13 protein-coding genes are annotated in these 13966 nt (G+C 61.5%); 7 read left to right on the top strand and 6 right to left on the bottom strand.

The annotated features are described in order from the left end of the window. The 3 genes from N878_RS25610 to N878_RS25605 form a co-directional block, all read left to right on the top strand. On the top strand, positions 1 to 1100 hold a 1100-nt coding region (locus tag N878_RS25610; protein ID WP_021446321.1), incomplete at its 5' end, for a ribonucleotide-diphosphate reductase subunit beta. Positions 1101 to 1194: 94 nt separating this feature from the next. Then, complete coding sequence (locus tag N878_RS27885) at positions 1195 to 2409, top strand: DUF3800 domain-containing protein (protein WP_082457961.1); 1215 nt, start codon at positions 1195 to 1197, stop codon at positions 2407 to 2409. A gap of 1502 nt (positions 2410 to 3911) precedes the next feature. Continuing rightward, positions 3912 to 4340 (top strand): hypothetical protein, encoded by a 429-nt coding sequence (locus N878_RS25605; protein ID WP_021446319.1) that lies wholly within the window; start codon positions 3912 to 3914, stop codon positions 4338 to 4340. A 555-nt stretch (positions 4341 to 4895) separates the two neighbouring features. On the opposite strand, the gene N878_RS25600 is transcribed toward N878_RS25605, so the two are convergent. Beyond that, positions 4896 to 5795 (bottom strand): LysR substrate-binding domain-containing protein, encoded by a 900-nt coding sequence (locus tag N878_RS25600; RefSeq protein WP_021446318.1) that lies wholly within the window; start codon positions 5793 to 5795, stop codon positions 4896 to 4898. A gap of 120 nt (positions 5796 to 5915) precedes the next feature. On the opposite strand from N878_RS25600, the gene N878_RS25595 reads away from it, so the two are divergent. The 3 genes from N878_RS25595 to N878_RS25585 all read left to right on the top strand — a co-directional run bounded on the left by N878_RS25595 (position 5916) and on the right by N878_RS25585 (position 7668). Then, positions 5916 to 6617, top strand: a complete 702-nt coding sequence (locus N878_RS25595; protein ID WP_021446317.1) for an FMN-dependent NADH-azoreductase — start codon at positions 5916 to 5918, stop codon at positions 6615 to 6617. A gap of 150 nt (positions 6618 to 6767) precedes the next feature. Beyond that, positions 6768 to 7067 carry a hypothetical protein gene (locus N878_RS25590; protein WP_021446316.1) on the top strand — a complete coding sequence of 100 codons (300 nt, stop codon included), beginning with the start codon at positions 6768 to 6770 and terminating at the stop codon, positions 7065 to 7067. Between the two features lie 70 nt (positions 7068 to 7137). Then, the gene (locus tag N878_RS25585) at positions 7138 to 7668 is read left to right on the top strand and encodes a transposase (protein WP_021446315.1); all 531 of its coding nucleotides are present in this window, start codon (positions 7138 to 7140) and stop codon (positions 7666 to 7668) included. Between the two features lie 162 nt (positions 7669 to 7830). Here N878_RS25585 and N878_RS25580 read toward each other — a convergent pair whose 3' ends face one another. After that, a complete protein-coding gene (locus N878_RS25580; RefSeq protein ID WP_021446314.1) occupies positions 7831 to 10029 on the bottom strand; it encodes an OsmC domain/YcaO domain-containing protein in 2199 nt (732 codons plus the stop codon). Between the two features lie 216 nt (positions 10030 to 10245). Between N878_RS25580 and N878_RS25575 the strand changes: the two genes are divergently transcribed. Next, positions 10246 to 10794 carry a hypothetical protein gene (locus N878_RS25575; RefSeq protein ID WP_021446313.1) on the top strand — a complete coding sequence of 183 codons (549 nt, stop codon included), beginning with the start codon at positions 10246 to 10248 and terminating at the stop codon, positions 10792 to 10794. A 37-nt stretch (positions 10795 to 10831) separates the two neighbouring features. Here the strand turns inward: N878_RS25575 and N878_RS25570 are convergent, their stop codons facing one another. From N878_RS25570 to N878_RS25555, 4 genes are all read right to left on the bottom strand, one after another. After that, on the bottom strand, positions 10832 to 11464 hold the full coding sequence (locus tag N878_RS25570) for a hypothetical protein (RefSeq protein WP_031304209.1): 633 nt from the start codon (positions 11462 to 11464) through the stop codon (positions 10832 to 10834). A gap of 165 nt (positions 11465 to 11629) precedes the next feature. Beyond that, positions 11630 to 12373 (bottom strand): class I SAM-dependent methyltransferase, encoded by a 744-nt coding sequence (locus tag N878_RS25565; RefSeq protein WP_021446311.1) that lies wholly within the window; start codon positions 12371 to 12373, stop codon positions 11630 to 11632. A 110-nt stretch (positions 12374 to 12483) separates the two neighbouring features. Further along, positions 12484 to 12804, bottom strand: coding sequence for a rhodanese-like domain-containing protein (locus tag N878_RS25560; protein WP_021446310.1), 321 nt, complete (start codon positions 12802 to 12804; stop codon positions 12484 to 12486). A 51-nt stretch (positions 12805 to 12855) separates the two neighbouring features. Then, positions 12856 to 13515: a twin-arginine translocation signal domain-containing protein gene (locus N878_RS25555; protein ID WP_031304207.1), complete on the bottom strand. Its 660-nt coding sequence runs from the start codon at positions 13513 to 13515 to the stop codon at positions 12856 to 12858. Positions 13516 to 13966: the final 451 nt, after the last annotated feature.

Here is a 13966-nt window from a genome sequence, read left to right as displayed (position 1 = left end):
ACAGCGCCGCGGTCGCCCGCGCCAAGGCCGCGCTCGACCAGCTCGACATCCAGGAAGGCCTGGACGAACTGGAAGGTTCCGCCGCCCGCGTACAGGTCGACCAGAAGCGCATGATCAACGCCCGCGCCGACCTCAACCAGCTGGTGCCCTTCAAGTACGACTGGGCCTGGCAGAAATACCTCGACGGCTGCGCCAACCACTGGATGCCGCAAGAGGTCAACATGAACGCCGACATCGCCCTGTGGAAGAGCGCCGACGGCCTCACCGAGGACGAGCGCCGCATCGTCATGCGCAACCTCGGCTTCTTCTCCACCGCCGACTCCCTGGTGGCCAACAACCTGGCCCTGGCCGTGTACCGCCTGATCACCAACCCCGAATGCCGCCAGTACATCCTGCGCCAGGCCTTCGAAGAGGCGATCCACACCCACGCCTACCAGTACTGCATCGAATCGCTGGGCATGGACGAAGGCGAGATCTTCAACATGTACCACGAGATCCCGAGCGTGGCGAAGAAGGCCAGCTGGGGCCTGAAGTACACCCGCGCCATCTCCGACCCGCAGTTCAACACCGGCACCGTGGAGACCGACAAGGAACTGCTGCGCAACCTGATCGCCTACTACTGCGTGCTGGAAGGCATCTTCTTCTACTGCGGCTTCACCCAGATCCTCTCCATGGGCCGCCGCAACAAGATGACCGGCGTCGCCGAGCAGTTCCAGTACATCCTGCGCGACGAATCCATGCACCTGAACTTCGGCATCGACGTGATCAACCAGATCAAGATCGAGAACCCGCACCTGTGGGACGCGCAGATGAAGGACGAAGCGACCCAGATGATCCTGCAGGGCACCCAGCTCGAGATCGAATACGCCCGCGACACCATGCCGCGCGGCGTACTGGGCATGAACGCGGCGATGATGGAGGACTACCTCAAGTTCATCGCCAACCGCCGCCTGACCCAGATCGGCCTGAAGGAAGAATACCCGGGCACCAGCAACCCCTTCCCGTGGATGAGCGAGATCATGGACCTGAAGAAGGAGAAGAACTTCTTCGAGACGCGAGTGATCGAGTATCAGACTGGTGGGGCGTTGAGCTGGGATTGATGGCTCGCTGACATCAGAGTAGATTGACCCTACACCTGCCAGGGATGTTGGGAATGAAGCTGAATAAAAAGCCCCGCCTAGTGCGGGGTTTTTTATGGGCGAGGAATATATGCTTACTGAAAAACATTACGCATATGTCGACGAGTCGGGAAATACAAGCTTAAACACAGAGAAGGACGGAACATCAGAATACTATGTAGTATGCGCAGTAATTAGCTCAGAACACAATTTAAAGCAAAATGAAAAAATTGCTGAAACAATAAGAGAAAGACACTTCAAAACAAGCGAAATAAAATCAAGCAACGTCAGACACAAAAGCCATAACCGCAGAAAGCAAATACTAGAAGACCTAGCCAAGCTAGAAATAAGGCTCGAAGTTATCGCAATAAACAAAGCCGAAATATACCCAGATAGCGGCCTTAAGCATAAAAGATCCTTCATAAAATATGGAACCAGCATACTATATAAAAACCTATACGAAACATATCCCACCATTGAGGTACTAGCTGATGAACATGGATCACCAGAATTCAAATCTTCGCTAGAAACGTACGTCAACAGGAAATTTGATTTAATCGACTCTACCTCAGCCTTCGGAACAGCAAAGAGCCATAACTCTATATTAATTCAAGTAGCAGACTTCTATGCGGGCACGATAGCGCACATATACGAAGAAAAATGCCCACCACATGTAGCTCTGGAGTATTTAGATCAAATCAGAGAAAAGCAGAGCTCGTTTATTGAGTGGCCAATCAGATACACATCACCTCCCCAATCTAAATCATCAAACCCCCAAGACCGAAAGGTATACGAAATCGCTATAAAAAGCGCATATGACTACCTTTCTAAAACACCAGAATCTGCTGATCAATCTAAAAGACTACAAACGGCGATACTGAAATTTTTGCTTTTCAAAAACACACTAGAAGGAATGTCCAACTATATAAGCACGGGAGAAATAGAGGATCACTTGAAAAGTATTGGACTCACCGACATCACGCAACAAATGCTACGCACTGGAGGAATTGCAAAACTTCGAGACGAAAGCGTCATAATTGCGAGCAGCCCTAATGGCTACAAAATACCAACATCTCTATCTGACATCCAAGACTACCTAAACAAAGTAACATCTCAAATAATTCCAATATTGGATCGCGTTAAAAAAATGCATAACCATTACCGCACCCAATCTGCTGGAACTCTTGAAATGATCAACAAAGACAGCGCAGGAGACCTATGCAGTTTAATAATAGCTAGCGACCCCGCATGGCAAAAAATCCAAGAGCAACTTATCAAAGATAAAAATTAAAGATTTCAAAACCTCCCCCTATGCTTCGAATTAAGGGTAATTGGGGACAGTCCACGATTTATCGGTTCCCTCCATTACCGGTTTCGCCCTTACGGCGAGTCACTTTCTCTTTGCTCGCGCAAAAGAGAAAGTAACCAAAGAGAAAGCGTGCCCGACATCCGGGTTTCGCTGCGCTCAACTCCCCTCGCTCCGGTGCTGTTCCGAGGGTCGTCGCGAAGGGCCATCCCTGGCCCATCACTCCTCGTTTGGCATCCATGCCAAACGCCCCTCTCCACAGCACCTCCACTCGGCCTCCTGACGGGATTCAGAGACCGAGTCGCCTAAGCTGTCCGTGTAGGAAAATCCAAAAAAGCAGAGCCAAAGCATTGCGGCTTCTTATGGTTCTGGAGCGCCAATCGTCACAGACGACGCCAAACGCCCCGTCAGCGAGTAGCCCGGATAACCGCTGATGGTGGATGAAAAAAGCGTCATCCACCCTACGGTCTGGACGCCCGAACGCGGGGTTGCGGTCCTGTAAGGTGGACAACGCGAAGCTTGTCCACCGTGATAACCAAACCACCTCCGGCAATAACTGTCGCATTCGGCTTTTGCTGTTCCATCCACGATCTCGCAGACGACGCCAAACGCCCCATCAGGAGGCCGAGTGGAATCGTTGTGTAAGGGGTTGAGCGGCATGGATGCCGCGAGAGCCGCGATGGGCCAGGGATGGCCCTTCGCGGCGGGCCTCTGGAGCAGCGATGGAGCGAGGGAACCCGACGAAGTCGGGCCGGATGCAAGGGGCAAGACCTCTTGGTTACTTCTGGGGCGTCTGCCAGAAGTAACCCGCCGTAAGGGCGGAACCGTTAGTCCAGACGATAAAGAAGTGGCGTATGTACACCGGGAGCGAGTAGCCCGGATAACCGCTGATGGTGGATGAAAAAAGCGTCATCCACCCTACGATCCAGACGCCCGAACGCGAGGTTACGGTCCTGTAGGGTGGACAACGCGAAGCTTGTCCACCGTGATAACCAAACCACCTCCGGCAATATCTGTCGCATTCGGCTTTTGCTGTTCCATCCACAATCTCGCAGACGACGCCAAGCGCCCCTTCAGGAGGCCGAGCGGAATCGTTGCGCAGGGGGTGAGCCGCATGGATGCGGCGAAAGGCGTAAAAGGCCAGGGACGGCCCTTTTACGCCGTCCCCGGAGCAACGATGGAGCGAGGAAACGGAGCGCAGCGGAGTAACAGCCGCAGGCTGGCCCGCAGGGTGAGCAAAGCGAGTCAAGTCCGGCGCAGCCAGACCCGAATGGCGGGGCTAGACCTGTTGGTTACTTTTGGCGGGGCCGGCCATCCGGGCGATGCCAAAAGTGACCCGCCGTAAGAGCGGAACCGTTAGTCCAGACGATAAAGAAGCGGCGTATGTACACCAAGCCGTCCCCACCTGGCCAATGGATATCAAAGTGATATCATCGCGCCGCGCTTTTACAGCGCCATCAAATAAACAAGGAAAAAGGAGTAAGCGCATGAAAGCGCAACGTATGTTGTTGGCCATGGGTCTGGTCGTTCTGTGTTCCGGCTGCGCAAGTGGCTTGAACTCCCAGCAGAAGACAGAGCTGCGCCAATACGAAGCTCGCGGGCAGGCGGTTCAGGAAAAGAACCCGGGCACCGCTGCCGCTCTTGGTTTGCTGCCCGGTGGCGGCTCCTTCTATGGCCGCGAATATGGGCTGGGCGTGGTCAACCTGCTGTTCTGGCCGCTGTCGATCCTGTGGGACCCGGTCAGCGGTTACGACGCATCCGAAACGATCAATTACCATGCCACCAAGGCGCATGTCGCCAAGCTGCAGGATCGCGAAGTGAGTGCGCTGGACGAACGCCTCGCCAGCGGCGAAATCGACCTCGCTGCCTACACGCTGGAAAAACGTAAGGTCGATAAGAAGTACAGCACCTACTGATACCAGGACCACGCCCTGATATCCCCCGCGTTGAGCGCTTGTAGCGAACATCCCGGATCACCGCTGATGGTGGATGAAAAAAGCGTCATCCACCCTACGATCCGGACGCCCGAACGCGGGGATGCGGCGAAAGGTGTAAAGGGCCAGGGACGGCCCTTCGCGGCGGGCCCCTGGAGCAACGATGGAGCGAGGGAACCCGACGAGTCGGGCCGGATGCAAGGGGCAAGACCTCTTGGTTACTTTTGGCGGGGCCGGCCATCCGGGCAATGCCAAAAGTGACCCGCCGTAAGGGCGGAACCGTTAGTCCAGACAATAAAGAAGCGGCGGATTCACTCAATAGCCCGGATAGCCATCCCCCCTTGCACTACCAAAGTCACCTCTAGGGCAGTTCTGGAAAGGCGATATACCGTCACTCCCGCGAAGGCGGGAGCCCAGGTACTCCGGACGTTCTGGATTATTCCCCTTCGGGCCAGCGCAAGCGCTGTTCAGCGATAAAGCCGCTGTCCCGCCTTCGCGGGAATGACGACTATTTCGGAGCGTCCCTAACTCAGCAGCCTACAAGGTACACAACCCACCCGGCACCGCCATCACCCAATCCCTCACCGCCCGAATGGTCGGATCGTTCCTGCGGCTTTCCGGGTACACCAGAAAGAACGGCTTGCCCTCAATTTCCGGGCCGAAGGGTTGCACCAGGCGCCCTTCCCTCAGCTCGTCCTCGATCAGCTGGCGGCTCATCAGCGCCACGCCCTGGGCGCCGATGGCGGCCGAGACGGCGTGGGTCTCGTCGGAGAAGACCAGCCCGGCGTTGACGTCCAGCCCCGGCACCTGGGCCTGCTTCTGCCACAGGGCCCAGTCCAGCGGCGAGGAAACCGCAGCCTGGTTGCGAAAGTGGATCAGCGAATGCCTGGGCAGCTCGGCGGCATCGTGCAGGCCGAGCAGCGGGCTGCAGGTGGGGATGAAGCTGTTGTCGAACAGCTTCTCCGCCACCAGCCCCGGCCAGCGGCCGTCGCCGTAGCGGATGGCGATGTCCGCGGTGACGCCATCCAGCGCCACCGGCTCGTGCGAGGCGTGGATGCGCAGATCGATGGTCGGGTGGGCCTCGCGCAGCAGGCAGACCCAGGACAGCAGCCAACGCATCGCCACCGCGGGCGTGGTGCTGAGGGTGATGGCCTGGCGACTGGGCACCGCGCTGAGCCGTTCGACCGTGGCGCTGATGCTGTCGAAGGCGGTTTCCAGCGCCTGCCGCAGCTCGCGGCCCTGGGCGGTCAGTTCGAGCTGCCTGGGCTTGCGCAGGAACAGCGCGACGCCGAGCGATTCCTCCAGTGCGCGGATCTGGTGGCTGATCGCCGTGGCGGTCACCGAGAGCTCTTCGGCGGCCCGCTTGGCGCTCTCATGGCGCGCGGCCGCCTCGAAGGCCCGCAAGGCCGATAGCGAAGGTAACCAGCGCTGCGCCATACATGAACCTCTCTCATCCATAACGGAAAATAATCGTCGTTTGTCGCCCATGCAGGCTGCAACTTAGCCTGAGTCTGCTGCGAAACACAGATGAGTTCAACTTCGTAAAGGAGATGCGACATGCCCCATATCCTGCACCTGGACGCCAGCGCCCGCCCCGGCCTCGCCGGCAAGGACCTGCACGGCTCGCACAGCCGCCACCTCAGCCAGCACTTCGTCGGCCAGTGGCGGGCCCGCCGCCCACAGGACAGCCTCACCTACCGCGACATCGGCCAGAACCCGCCACCTTTCATCGACCACGACTGGATCGCCGCCGCCTTCACCGCGGAGCCGCAGCGCGAGCCGTGGATGCGCGACACCCTGACGGAGAGCGACCGGCTGATCGACGAGCTGATCGCCGCGGACGTGCTGGTGATCGGCGCGCCGCTGTACAACTTCAGCATGCCGGCCGCGCTCAAGGCCTGGATCGACCAGATAGTGCGCACCGACAGAACCGTGGCATTCGACGCCAGCAAGCCGCTCGATCCCTATGTACCGCTGCTGTCCGACCGGCCGCGGCACGCCGTGATCCTCAGCGCCCGCGGCGGGGTCGGCTTCGACGCCGGCGGGGCGATGGCGCACATGAACCACCTGGAGGCGAGCCTGATCACCGCCCTCGGCTTTATCGGCATCACCCGCGTGCACCAGATCGCCATCGAGGGCCAGGAAGTGGGCGGCGAGCTGCTGGCCACCTCGGTGGCGCAGGCGCTGAGTCGGGTCGATGCGCTGGTGGTGGAACTGCAGCGGGAGTTGCAGACTGAGCGGGTCGCGGAACCGGCTTGAGACTCCAGACAACGGCGCCGGGCAACACTCGGCGCCGGCTCGAACAACGACGGGATTCTCACCCGCACACTCGGCGCAATCGGCCTAGGGAACCTTCTGCACCTTTGCCCCCCTAAGCCGCACGACTTAATCACTGCGGAGAAGCCCCACATGCATACCCTCACCCGCCTCTGCCTGCTCAGCGCTGCCGCTCTTTCCCTGACGGCCTGCTTCGACAAGGAACCGGAAGATGTCACCAACAAGCTGTGCATCTACAACACCGATCCGCAGGCCGAGCGCTGCAAGGCCGGGCAGATGGCCTGGTTCCGCCCGGACAACGACCAGCTGATCAGCGAGCAAGCGGCGCTCAGCGTTGCTGCCGCTTACTGCGACTTCAACCACGAGGTGATGTACAACCGCGCCGGGGTGGTCTGCGTGTTCACCGACAAACGCCTGGACAGCGTCAAGTAGTTCGCAGGGTGGACAACGTGAAGCTTGTCCACCATGGTTCAAGCATCCCACCGCTCAAGGATGAGCCGCCATGCCCGACTACCGCCGCGCCCTCGCGCCCGGCGCCACCTACTTCTTCACCGTCAACCTGCGCGATCGCAGCAGCGATCTGCTGATTCGCGAAATCGACCTGTTGCGCGAGACGGTGCGCGCTACTCGGGCACGTCATCCCTTCCATATCGACGCCTGGGTGGTGCTGCCCGAGCATATGCACTGCCTGTGGACGCTGCCACCCGACGATGCCGACTTTGCCCTGCGCTGGAAGGTGATCAAGTTCGCCTTCGCCAAACGCTTGCCGGCCACCGAACCCACCACTGCGCCGCAGCGCAGACGTGGGGAGCGTGGCATCTGGCAGCGGCGCTATTGGGAACATCTGATCCGGGACGAACGGGACTACCAGCGCCACTTCGATTACATCCACTACAACCCGCTGAAACACGGCCACGTCGAGCGCCTGGCGGACTGGCCCTATTCGAGCTTTCACCGGGCGGTGGCAATGGGGATTTACGGCAGGGACTGGTGCGTAGGCCCCTCGCCTGAGGATCAGGGCTTTGGGGAATGAAGGGCTGTGGTGGAAAACGCCGCGCGGTTTTCCACCCTACATGACCAAGACGCCCGATTACCGCCGCCCCAATGGTGGATGAAAAGAGCGTTATCCACCCTACGCCAGGCTCGGCATGATCGTTCGTAGCGCGTGTTCAGCTCCCCCTCAAGTCCCTTGGTGTTACAGTCCAGCCGCCCTGGCCCGCGCCGCGTGCAGCTTCTTGTAGCTGTCGATCAGGCGCAGGTGCTTGTCGAGGCCTTCGAGCTGCATGCTGGTCGGGGTCAGGCCATAAAACCGCACGCTGCCATTGACCGAACCGATGGCCGCGTCCATCCGCTCGTTACCGAACATGCGGCGGAAGTTGGGCTCAAAGTCGGCCATGTCCAGCTCGTCGTCCAGCTGCACTTCCAGCACCACGTTGAGCGCCTGGTAGAACAGGCCGCGCTCGACCGTGTTGTCGTTGTACTGGAGGAAGGCCTCGGTCAGTTCCTTGGCCTCGTCGAACTTGTTCAGCGCCAGGTAGATCAGCAGCTTGAGCTCGAGGATGGTCAGCTGGCCCCATACCGTGTTGTCGTCGAACTCGACGCCGATCAGGGTGGTGATGTCGGTGTAGTCGTCGACCTCGCACTGCTCCAGGCTCTTGAGCAGGCTCCTCAGGCGCATGTCGCTCAAGCTGTGCAGGTTGAGGATGTCGGAGCGGAACAGCAGCGCCTTGTTGGTGTTGTCCCAGATCAGGTCCTCGACCGGGTAGATCTCCGAGTAGCCCGGCACCAGGATGCGGCAGGCGTTGGCGCCGAGGTCGTCGTACACCGCCATGTACACCTCCTTGCCCATGCCTTCGAGGATGCCGAACAGGGTGGCGGCCTCCTGGGCGTTGGAGTCCTCGCCGTGGCCGGAGAAGTCCCACTCGACGAACTCGTAGTCGGCCCTGGCGCTGAAGAAGCGCCAGGACACCACGCCGCTGGAGTCGATGAAGTGCTCGACGAAGTTGTTCGGCTCGGTCAGCGCCTGGCTCTCGAAGGTCGGCTGCGGCAGGTCGTTGAGGCCCTCGAAGCTGCGCCCCTGGAGCAGTTCGGTGAGGCTGCGCTCCAGCGCCACCTCGAAGCTCGGGTGCGCGCCGAAGGAGGCGAACACGCCGCCGGTGCGTGGGTTCATCAGGGTCACGCACATCACCGGGAACTCGCCGCCGAGCGAGGCGTCCTTGACCAGCACCGGGAAGCCCTGCTCCTCCAGCCCCTGGATGCCGGCGAGGATGGCCGGGTACTTGGCCAGCACCTGCTGCGGCACGTCCGGCAGGGCCAGCTCGTTCTCCAGGATCTCGCGCTTGACCGCGCGCTCGAAGATTTCCGACAGGCACTGCACCTGCGCCTCGACCAAAGTGTTGCCGGCGCTCATGCCGTTACTGAGGTACAGGTTCTCGATCAGGTTGCTGGGGAAGTACACCGTCTCGCCGTCGGACTGGCGCACGAAGGGCAGCGAGCAGATGCCGCGCGCCTTGTTGCCGGAGTTGGTGTCGTACAGGTGCGAGCCGCGCAGCTCGCCGTCCGGGTTGTAGATGGCCAGGCAGTGCGCGTCGAGGATCTCTTCCGGCAGCGCGTCCTTGGGGCCGGGCTTGAACCAGCGCTCATTCGGGTAATGCACGAAGGGCGCATTGGCGATTTCCTCGCCCCAGAACTGGTCGTTGTAGAAGAAGTTGCAGTTCAGCCGCTCGATGAACTCGCCCAGCGCCGAGGCCAGCGCGCTCTCCTTGCTGGCGCCCTTGCCGTTGGTGAAGCACAGCGGCGACTGGGCGTCGCGGATATGCAGCGACCAGACATTGGGGACTATGTTGCGCCAGGAGGCGATCTCGATCTTCATCCCCAGTTCGGCGAGGATGCCCGACATATTGGCGATGGTCTGCTCCAGCGGCAGGTCCTTGCCGAGGATGCGCGTGCCCGGGCCTGCGGTCAGCGCCGGCATCAGCAGGGCCTGGGCATCGGCGTCCAGGTTGGCCACCTCCTCGATGACGAACTCGGGGCCGGCCTGCACCACCTTCTTCACCGTGCAGCGGTCGATGGAGCGCAGGATGCCCAGGCGATCCTTCTCGGAGATGTCCGCCGGCAGCTCGACCTGGATCTTGAAGATCTGCTGGTAGCGGTTTTCCGGGTCGACGATGTTGTTCTGCGACAGGCGGATATTGTCGGTGGGGATATCGCGGGTCTGGCAGTAGAGCTTGACGAAATAGGCCGCGCACAGCGCCGAGGAGGCCAGGAAATAGTCGAACGGCCCCGGCGCCGAGCCATCGCCCTTGTAGCGGATGGGCTGGTCGGCAATCACCGTGAAGTCATCGAACTTGGCTTCGAGACGGAGGTTGTCGAGAAAGTTGACCTTGATTTCCATGCGGGGGTACCAGACAGCAGCGAGACGAAATGGCCGCCATTATCCGGCTTTTGCGCGGGAAGTCTCGTCTTGCCGCCGCGCGGGGATCGCCGCAGGGGGTACGCCGGGGAAAACGCGGCGCGGTTTTCCTGCTGCTGCTTCTCCCACCGCCTGGAGACGCCTAGATAGCATTGCGCTATCATCGCCGCCCTCCACATATCACACGAAGGGATTCATATGCTCAAACGCATCGCTTTACTGGCCACCGCAGTCGCCGTTCTGCAGGGATGCGGCGTGACCATGCCCCGCTACGAACCTAACTTCGACAACGTCCAACTCCTCAAGCAACAAGCGCCGCTGAGCGTCATGGGTTCGCCGAGCGTGGTAGCGGATCAGGGACAGGATTCGGTTTCGGCCCGCGCCAACCCTATTCGCAGCCCCGAGGGTTCGTTGAGCAAGCATGTCCAACACGCCCTGGAAGGCGAGCTGCGACTGGCAGGCCTGTTGGCGCCGTCCTCCGCACGTCAACTGCAGGTTCGCCTGCGCCAGAACAGCCTGACGGCCGGCATGGGCAGTGGTAATGGCGTAATCAGTGCGGACTTCGATCTGCGCGAAGATGATGTGTCGCTGTACAGCAGCAGCAAGACCGTGACCAGCGTCTGGGACAGCAGCTTCGTCGGCGCCATTGCCATCCCCTCGGCCGCCAACGCCTACAACCCGCTGGTGCGAAAACTGCTGGCCGAACTGTATCAGGACCCCGCCTTCATCAAGGCGTTGAAACCCTGAGCGAACGATCGGCGCGCCTCAGGCGCGCCGATTGGCTTCAGCCACGCATCAGCAGCGAACGGCCCTGGGCGTACTTAAGCACCTGCTGGTCGAGCAGTTGCTTGAGCAGCGCATTGAGCTGACGGCGGAAACTGTCGTTGATGGCCTCGGCCGGGGTGTAAGCCATCATGGGGATGAACACCAGCCCCATCCAGGTACGCACCGAATCGTGGTTCTGTCCGACCTGGAGCGGTTGGCCCTGATCGTCCAGCACCTGCAAGGTCATGGTGTATTCGTCTTTCGCACTGCCTGGAATGATGCCCAGAGTGAACCCGGTGATCATGCCACTGACCATGGCCGCACCTTCCGAGCCGCTGTTGTAGACATTCAGCTTGAGGGTGTAGTCGCCCGCCTGCTTCTGGAACGGGTCGAGGGTGTAGCGACTGAAGAGCCCGGAGTCGCGCAGCGCCGCTTCGAGTTGCGGTTTGAGCAGATCCCGTCCCTGCGGTACTTCTACGGCCGTGGCGCTGTCCGCCTCGCCGCGATAAAAATTGAAATCGACGAACACACCGGGGCGCTGTTGATAGCTCGACATCGAGGGCAATGTGGTTTCCGCTACCTGATCGCCGGGGAAACTGGCGCAACCCGCCAGCGCCAAGACCATCGCCATACCCACCGCTTTTAACTTCATATCGACTCATCCTTGTTGGCTGAAAGCTGCCGTCGTTGCGACAGCGGCGACACTCTATGCAAAGCTCGCAAAAGTGGCAATTAGCCACACCCCTCTTGCGGCACATGGCCGGTAAGCCGCAACGAGGATGAGCAAAGCGTCAGCTGGGTAGACGGCGCCGCGCCATCAAAGCTTGACGCAGGCGAACAGCGCATTGCCGGAGGCGCCATCCCAGGGCAGCAGCTTCTGGTAGTCGTGCTCCAGCACCTGCACCTCAAAGTACGGCGCCAGCAGCGCCTGCAGCTCGGCGAAGCTCACCGCCACCATGGGGTGTTCGTCGTGCCAGACCTGGGTCGCGTCGGCCACCGTTCGTTCGATACGCAACCTCAGCGTCTGCCGCTCGCCCTCGCCCTGGTAGTGCCAGCCGGAGCCGAAGCGGAATTGGCCGTCGGCATGCTCGGCGCTGTGGCAGACGAACGAGGCGTTGTCGATCTTGTGCTTGTCCACCGCGTTGAAGCAGAACAGCCCGCCGACGGCCAGGGCGCCATGCACGCTGGCGATGCAGGCCTGCAGCCGCTCGATGCTGGCGCTGTAGTGGATGGAGTAGAGAAAGCAGGTGATCAGGTCCAGCGGCTCGTCCGCGCTGAAGCCGCACATGTCCTGCCGGGCAAAGCGTGCCTCCGGGCAGCGCAGGGCGGCTCTATCGAGCATCGGCTGATTGATGTCGAGGCCGCCGCTCGCATAGCCGGCGTCGAGAAAATGCCGCACATGCGGGCCGGTGCCGCAGGCCAGGTCGAGGTGGCGCGTGCCGCCGTTGCCGAACAGCTGCTGCAGGCGATGCACGCAGTGGCTCTGCGCCTGGTAGTCGATATCGGCGCAGAGCAGATCGTAGTAACCCGACAGGTCGGTATAGAGGGCGTTGCCGGACATGCTGACCTGGGGTGGGACCGGGTGATTCGAGGGCGCGCATCATAGCCCAAGCCGGCCACCGGAAGCACCGGCAGGGCGGCGAGCGGTAGCGCCGGCTGCAAGCCCGAGCGCTACAGGGCCGCGGTGGGCCGACCGGCGTCGCGCCAGCCGGCGAAGCCGTCGATCAGGTAGCGGGCATCGAGCCCCATCGCTTCGAGGGTGGCGGCGATGCCCTGGCTGATTTCGCGGCCATGGGCGCAATAGAGCACCACCGGCCTATCCCGCGGCACCGAATCCTTCCAGGCGAGCAGCGTCTCGGGCGCATGCCAGTGCGCGCCGGGGATGGCGGCCGCATCCGTCAGCCGTGCCGCCTCGCGGCGCACATCCAGCAGGGTGAAACTGCGCCCCGCCGCTTGCCACTCGAGCAATTCGCAACTGCTGATCCGGCCCATGCCACACCTCCGAGTTGGCTGACAGATGCACCGCCTGCAGCGCTGCGCGGTCTAGAACCCCCTGGCCAGCACGATATCGAACGTCCCGCGCCGGCCCTGGCCATCCGCCTCCAGGGCGATGACGTTATCCGGGTGCTGGCTGGCCCAGGGGTCCTCGGCGATATGGGGGTCGCCGGCGAAGTACAGTTGCAGGGTCACCGGCACGTGCAGCGCCTCCATCACCCGGAAGTGGATATGCGCCGGCCGGGTGATCCCGCCGTACTGCTCCAGCCCCGGCAGGTTCTGCGGCACCGGGTAGCGCCCGGGCATCACCGTCTCGATGCGGTAGCGGCCCTGGGCGTCGGTGTAGAGCATGCCGCGCAGGTGAAAGCGGCCCTTGTCGGTGTAGTTGCCCGGGGTCTGGGTGTCGTACAGGCCGGCGCCGTTGGCCTGCCAGACTTCGACCAGGGCGTTGGCGATCGGCGTGCGGCAGTCCGCGCTGAGTACCGTGCCGCTGACCACCAGCCGCTCGCCCGCCTCTTCCGGCCCGGCCAGCTGCGCCAGAAATGGCGCGCCGAAGCGGTAATAGGGGCCGAGGATATCGCCGGCCGTGGGCCGACAGAGCTGCTGCGCCAGGGCCGGCGCGGCCAGCAGGCCACCGCCGAGCACGGCGCCGCCATAGAGAAAGTGACGCCGTGTGAGGCCGGCGCCAGGCCTTTGCCGTTTATCCACCGCCGCCTCCTGGCCGGGAGCGCCCCGGCATGCCGAGCACGGCAGCCCGAGCCCGAATGCAGTCAGTCTAGCTCGCCGTCCGGGACGTGACGCTGGCACCGAGCGCCGCTTGTCCAGGCGAGACCCGCCGGCGACGGGGCCGAGGATGCCTTGTCAGGCCGGCGCCAAGGATGTGCCGCCGACCATTGCCGGCATCGATAGTTACCATCAGGTCAATGAAGTTCTCTTAAAAATTCACCTGCGTACCATCTGCTCCATACCCAAGCAGCAACCACCCCGGAGCACACCACCATGAAACGCCAACTCATCCTCAGCTTCGCTTTCTCCGTACTGGCAGCCAACGTATTCGCCGCTTCTTCCGCCCAACCTGTTGTCGCCGAGGGCGGTGCCGATCGCCTGATCGAAAGCCGCATCGCCGAAGGTGGCTCGGACCGCCTCATCGAAAGCCGCA

This window comes from Pseudomonas sp. EGD-AK9, from assembly GCF_000465935.2.
Taxonomy (GTDB): domain Bacteria; phylum Pseudomonadota; class Gammaproteobacteria; order Pseudomonadales; family Pseudomonadaceae; genus Aquipseudomonas.
This window is presented reverse-complemented; position numbering and strand designations above follow the sequence as displayed.

What these genes read in the sequence shown, in the direction of transcription:
- N878_RS27885 (WP_082457961.1), top strand. Translation starts at nt 1,195, where the DNA reads ATGGGCGAGGAATATATGCTTACTGAAAAACATTACGCATATGTCGAC.
- N878_RS25605 (WP_021446319.1), top strand. Translation starts at nt 3,912, where the DNA reads ATGAAAGCGCAACGTATGTTGTTGGCCATGGGTCTGGTCGTTCTGTGT.
- N878_RS25600 (WP_021446318.1), bottom strand. Translation starts at nt 5,795, where the DNA reads ATGGCGCAGCGCTGGTTACCTTCGCTATCGGCCTTGCGGGCCTTCGAG.
- N878_RS25595 (WP_021446317.1), top strand. Translation starts at nt 5,916, where the DNA reads ATGCCCCATATCCTGCACCTGGACGCCAGCGCCCGCCCCGGCCTCGCC.
- N878_RS25590 (WP_021446316.1), top strand. Translation starts at nt 6,768, where the DNA reads ATGCATACCCTCACCCGCCTCTGCCTGCTCAGCGCTGCCGCTCTTTCC.
- N878_RS25585 (WP_021446315.1), top strand. Translation starts at nt 7,138, where the DNA reads ATGCCCGACTACCGCCGCGCCCTCGCGCCCGGCGCCACCTACTTCTTC.
- N878_RS25580 (WP_021446314.1), bottom strand. Translation starts at nt 10,029, where the DNA reads ATGGAAATCAAGGTCAACTTTCTCGACAACCTCCGTCTCGAAGCCAAG.
- N878_RS25575 (WP_021446313.1), top strand. Translation starts at nt 10,246, where the DNA reads ATGCTCAAACGCATCGCTTTACTGGCCACCGCAGTCGCCGTTCTGCAG.
- N878_RS25570 (WP_031304209.1), bottom strand. Translation starts at nt 11,464, where the DNA reads ATGAAGTTAAAAGCGGTGGGTATGGCGATGGTCTTGGCGCTGGCGGGT.
- N878_RS25565 (WP_021446311.1), bottom strand. Translation starts at nt 12,373, where the DNA reads ATGTCCGGCAACGCCCTCTATACCGACCTGTCGGGTTACTACGATCTG.
- N878_RS25560 (WP_021446310.1), bottom strand. Translation starts at nt 12,804, where the DNA reads ATGGGCCGGATCAGCAGTTGCGAATTGCTCGAGTGGCAAGCGGCGGGG.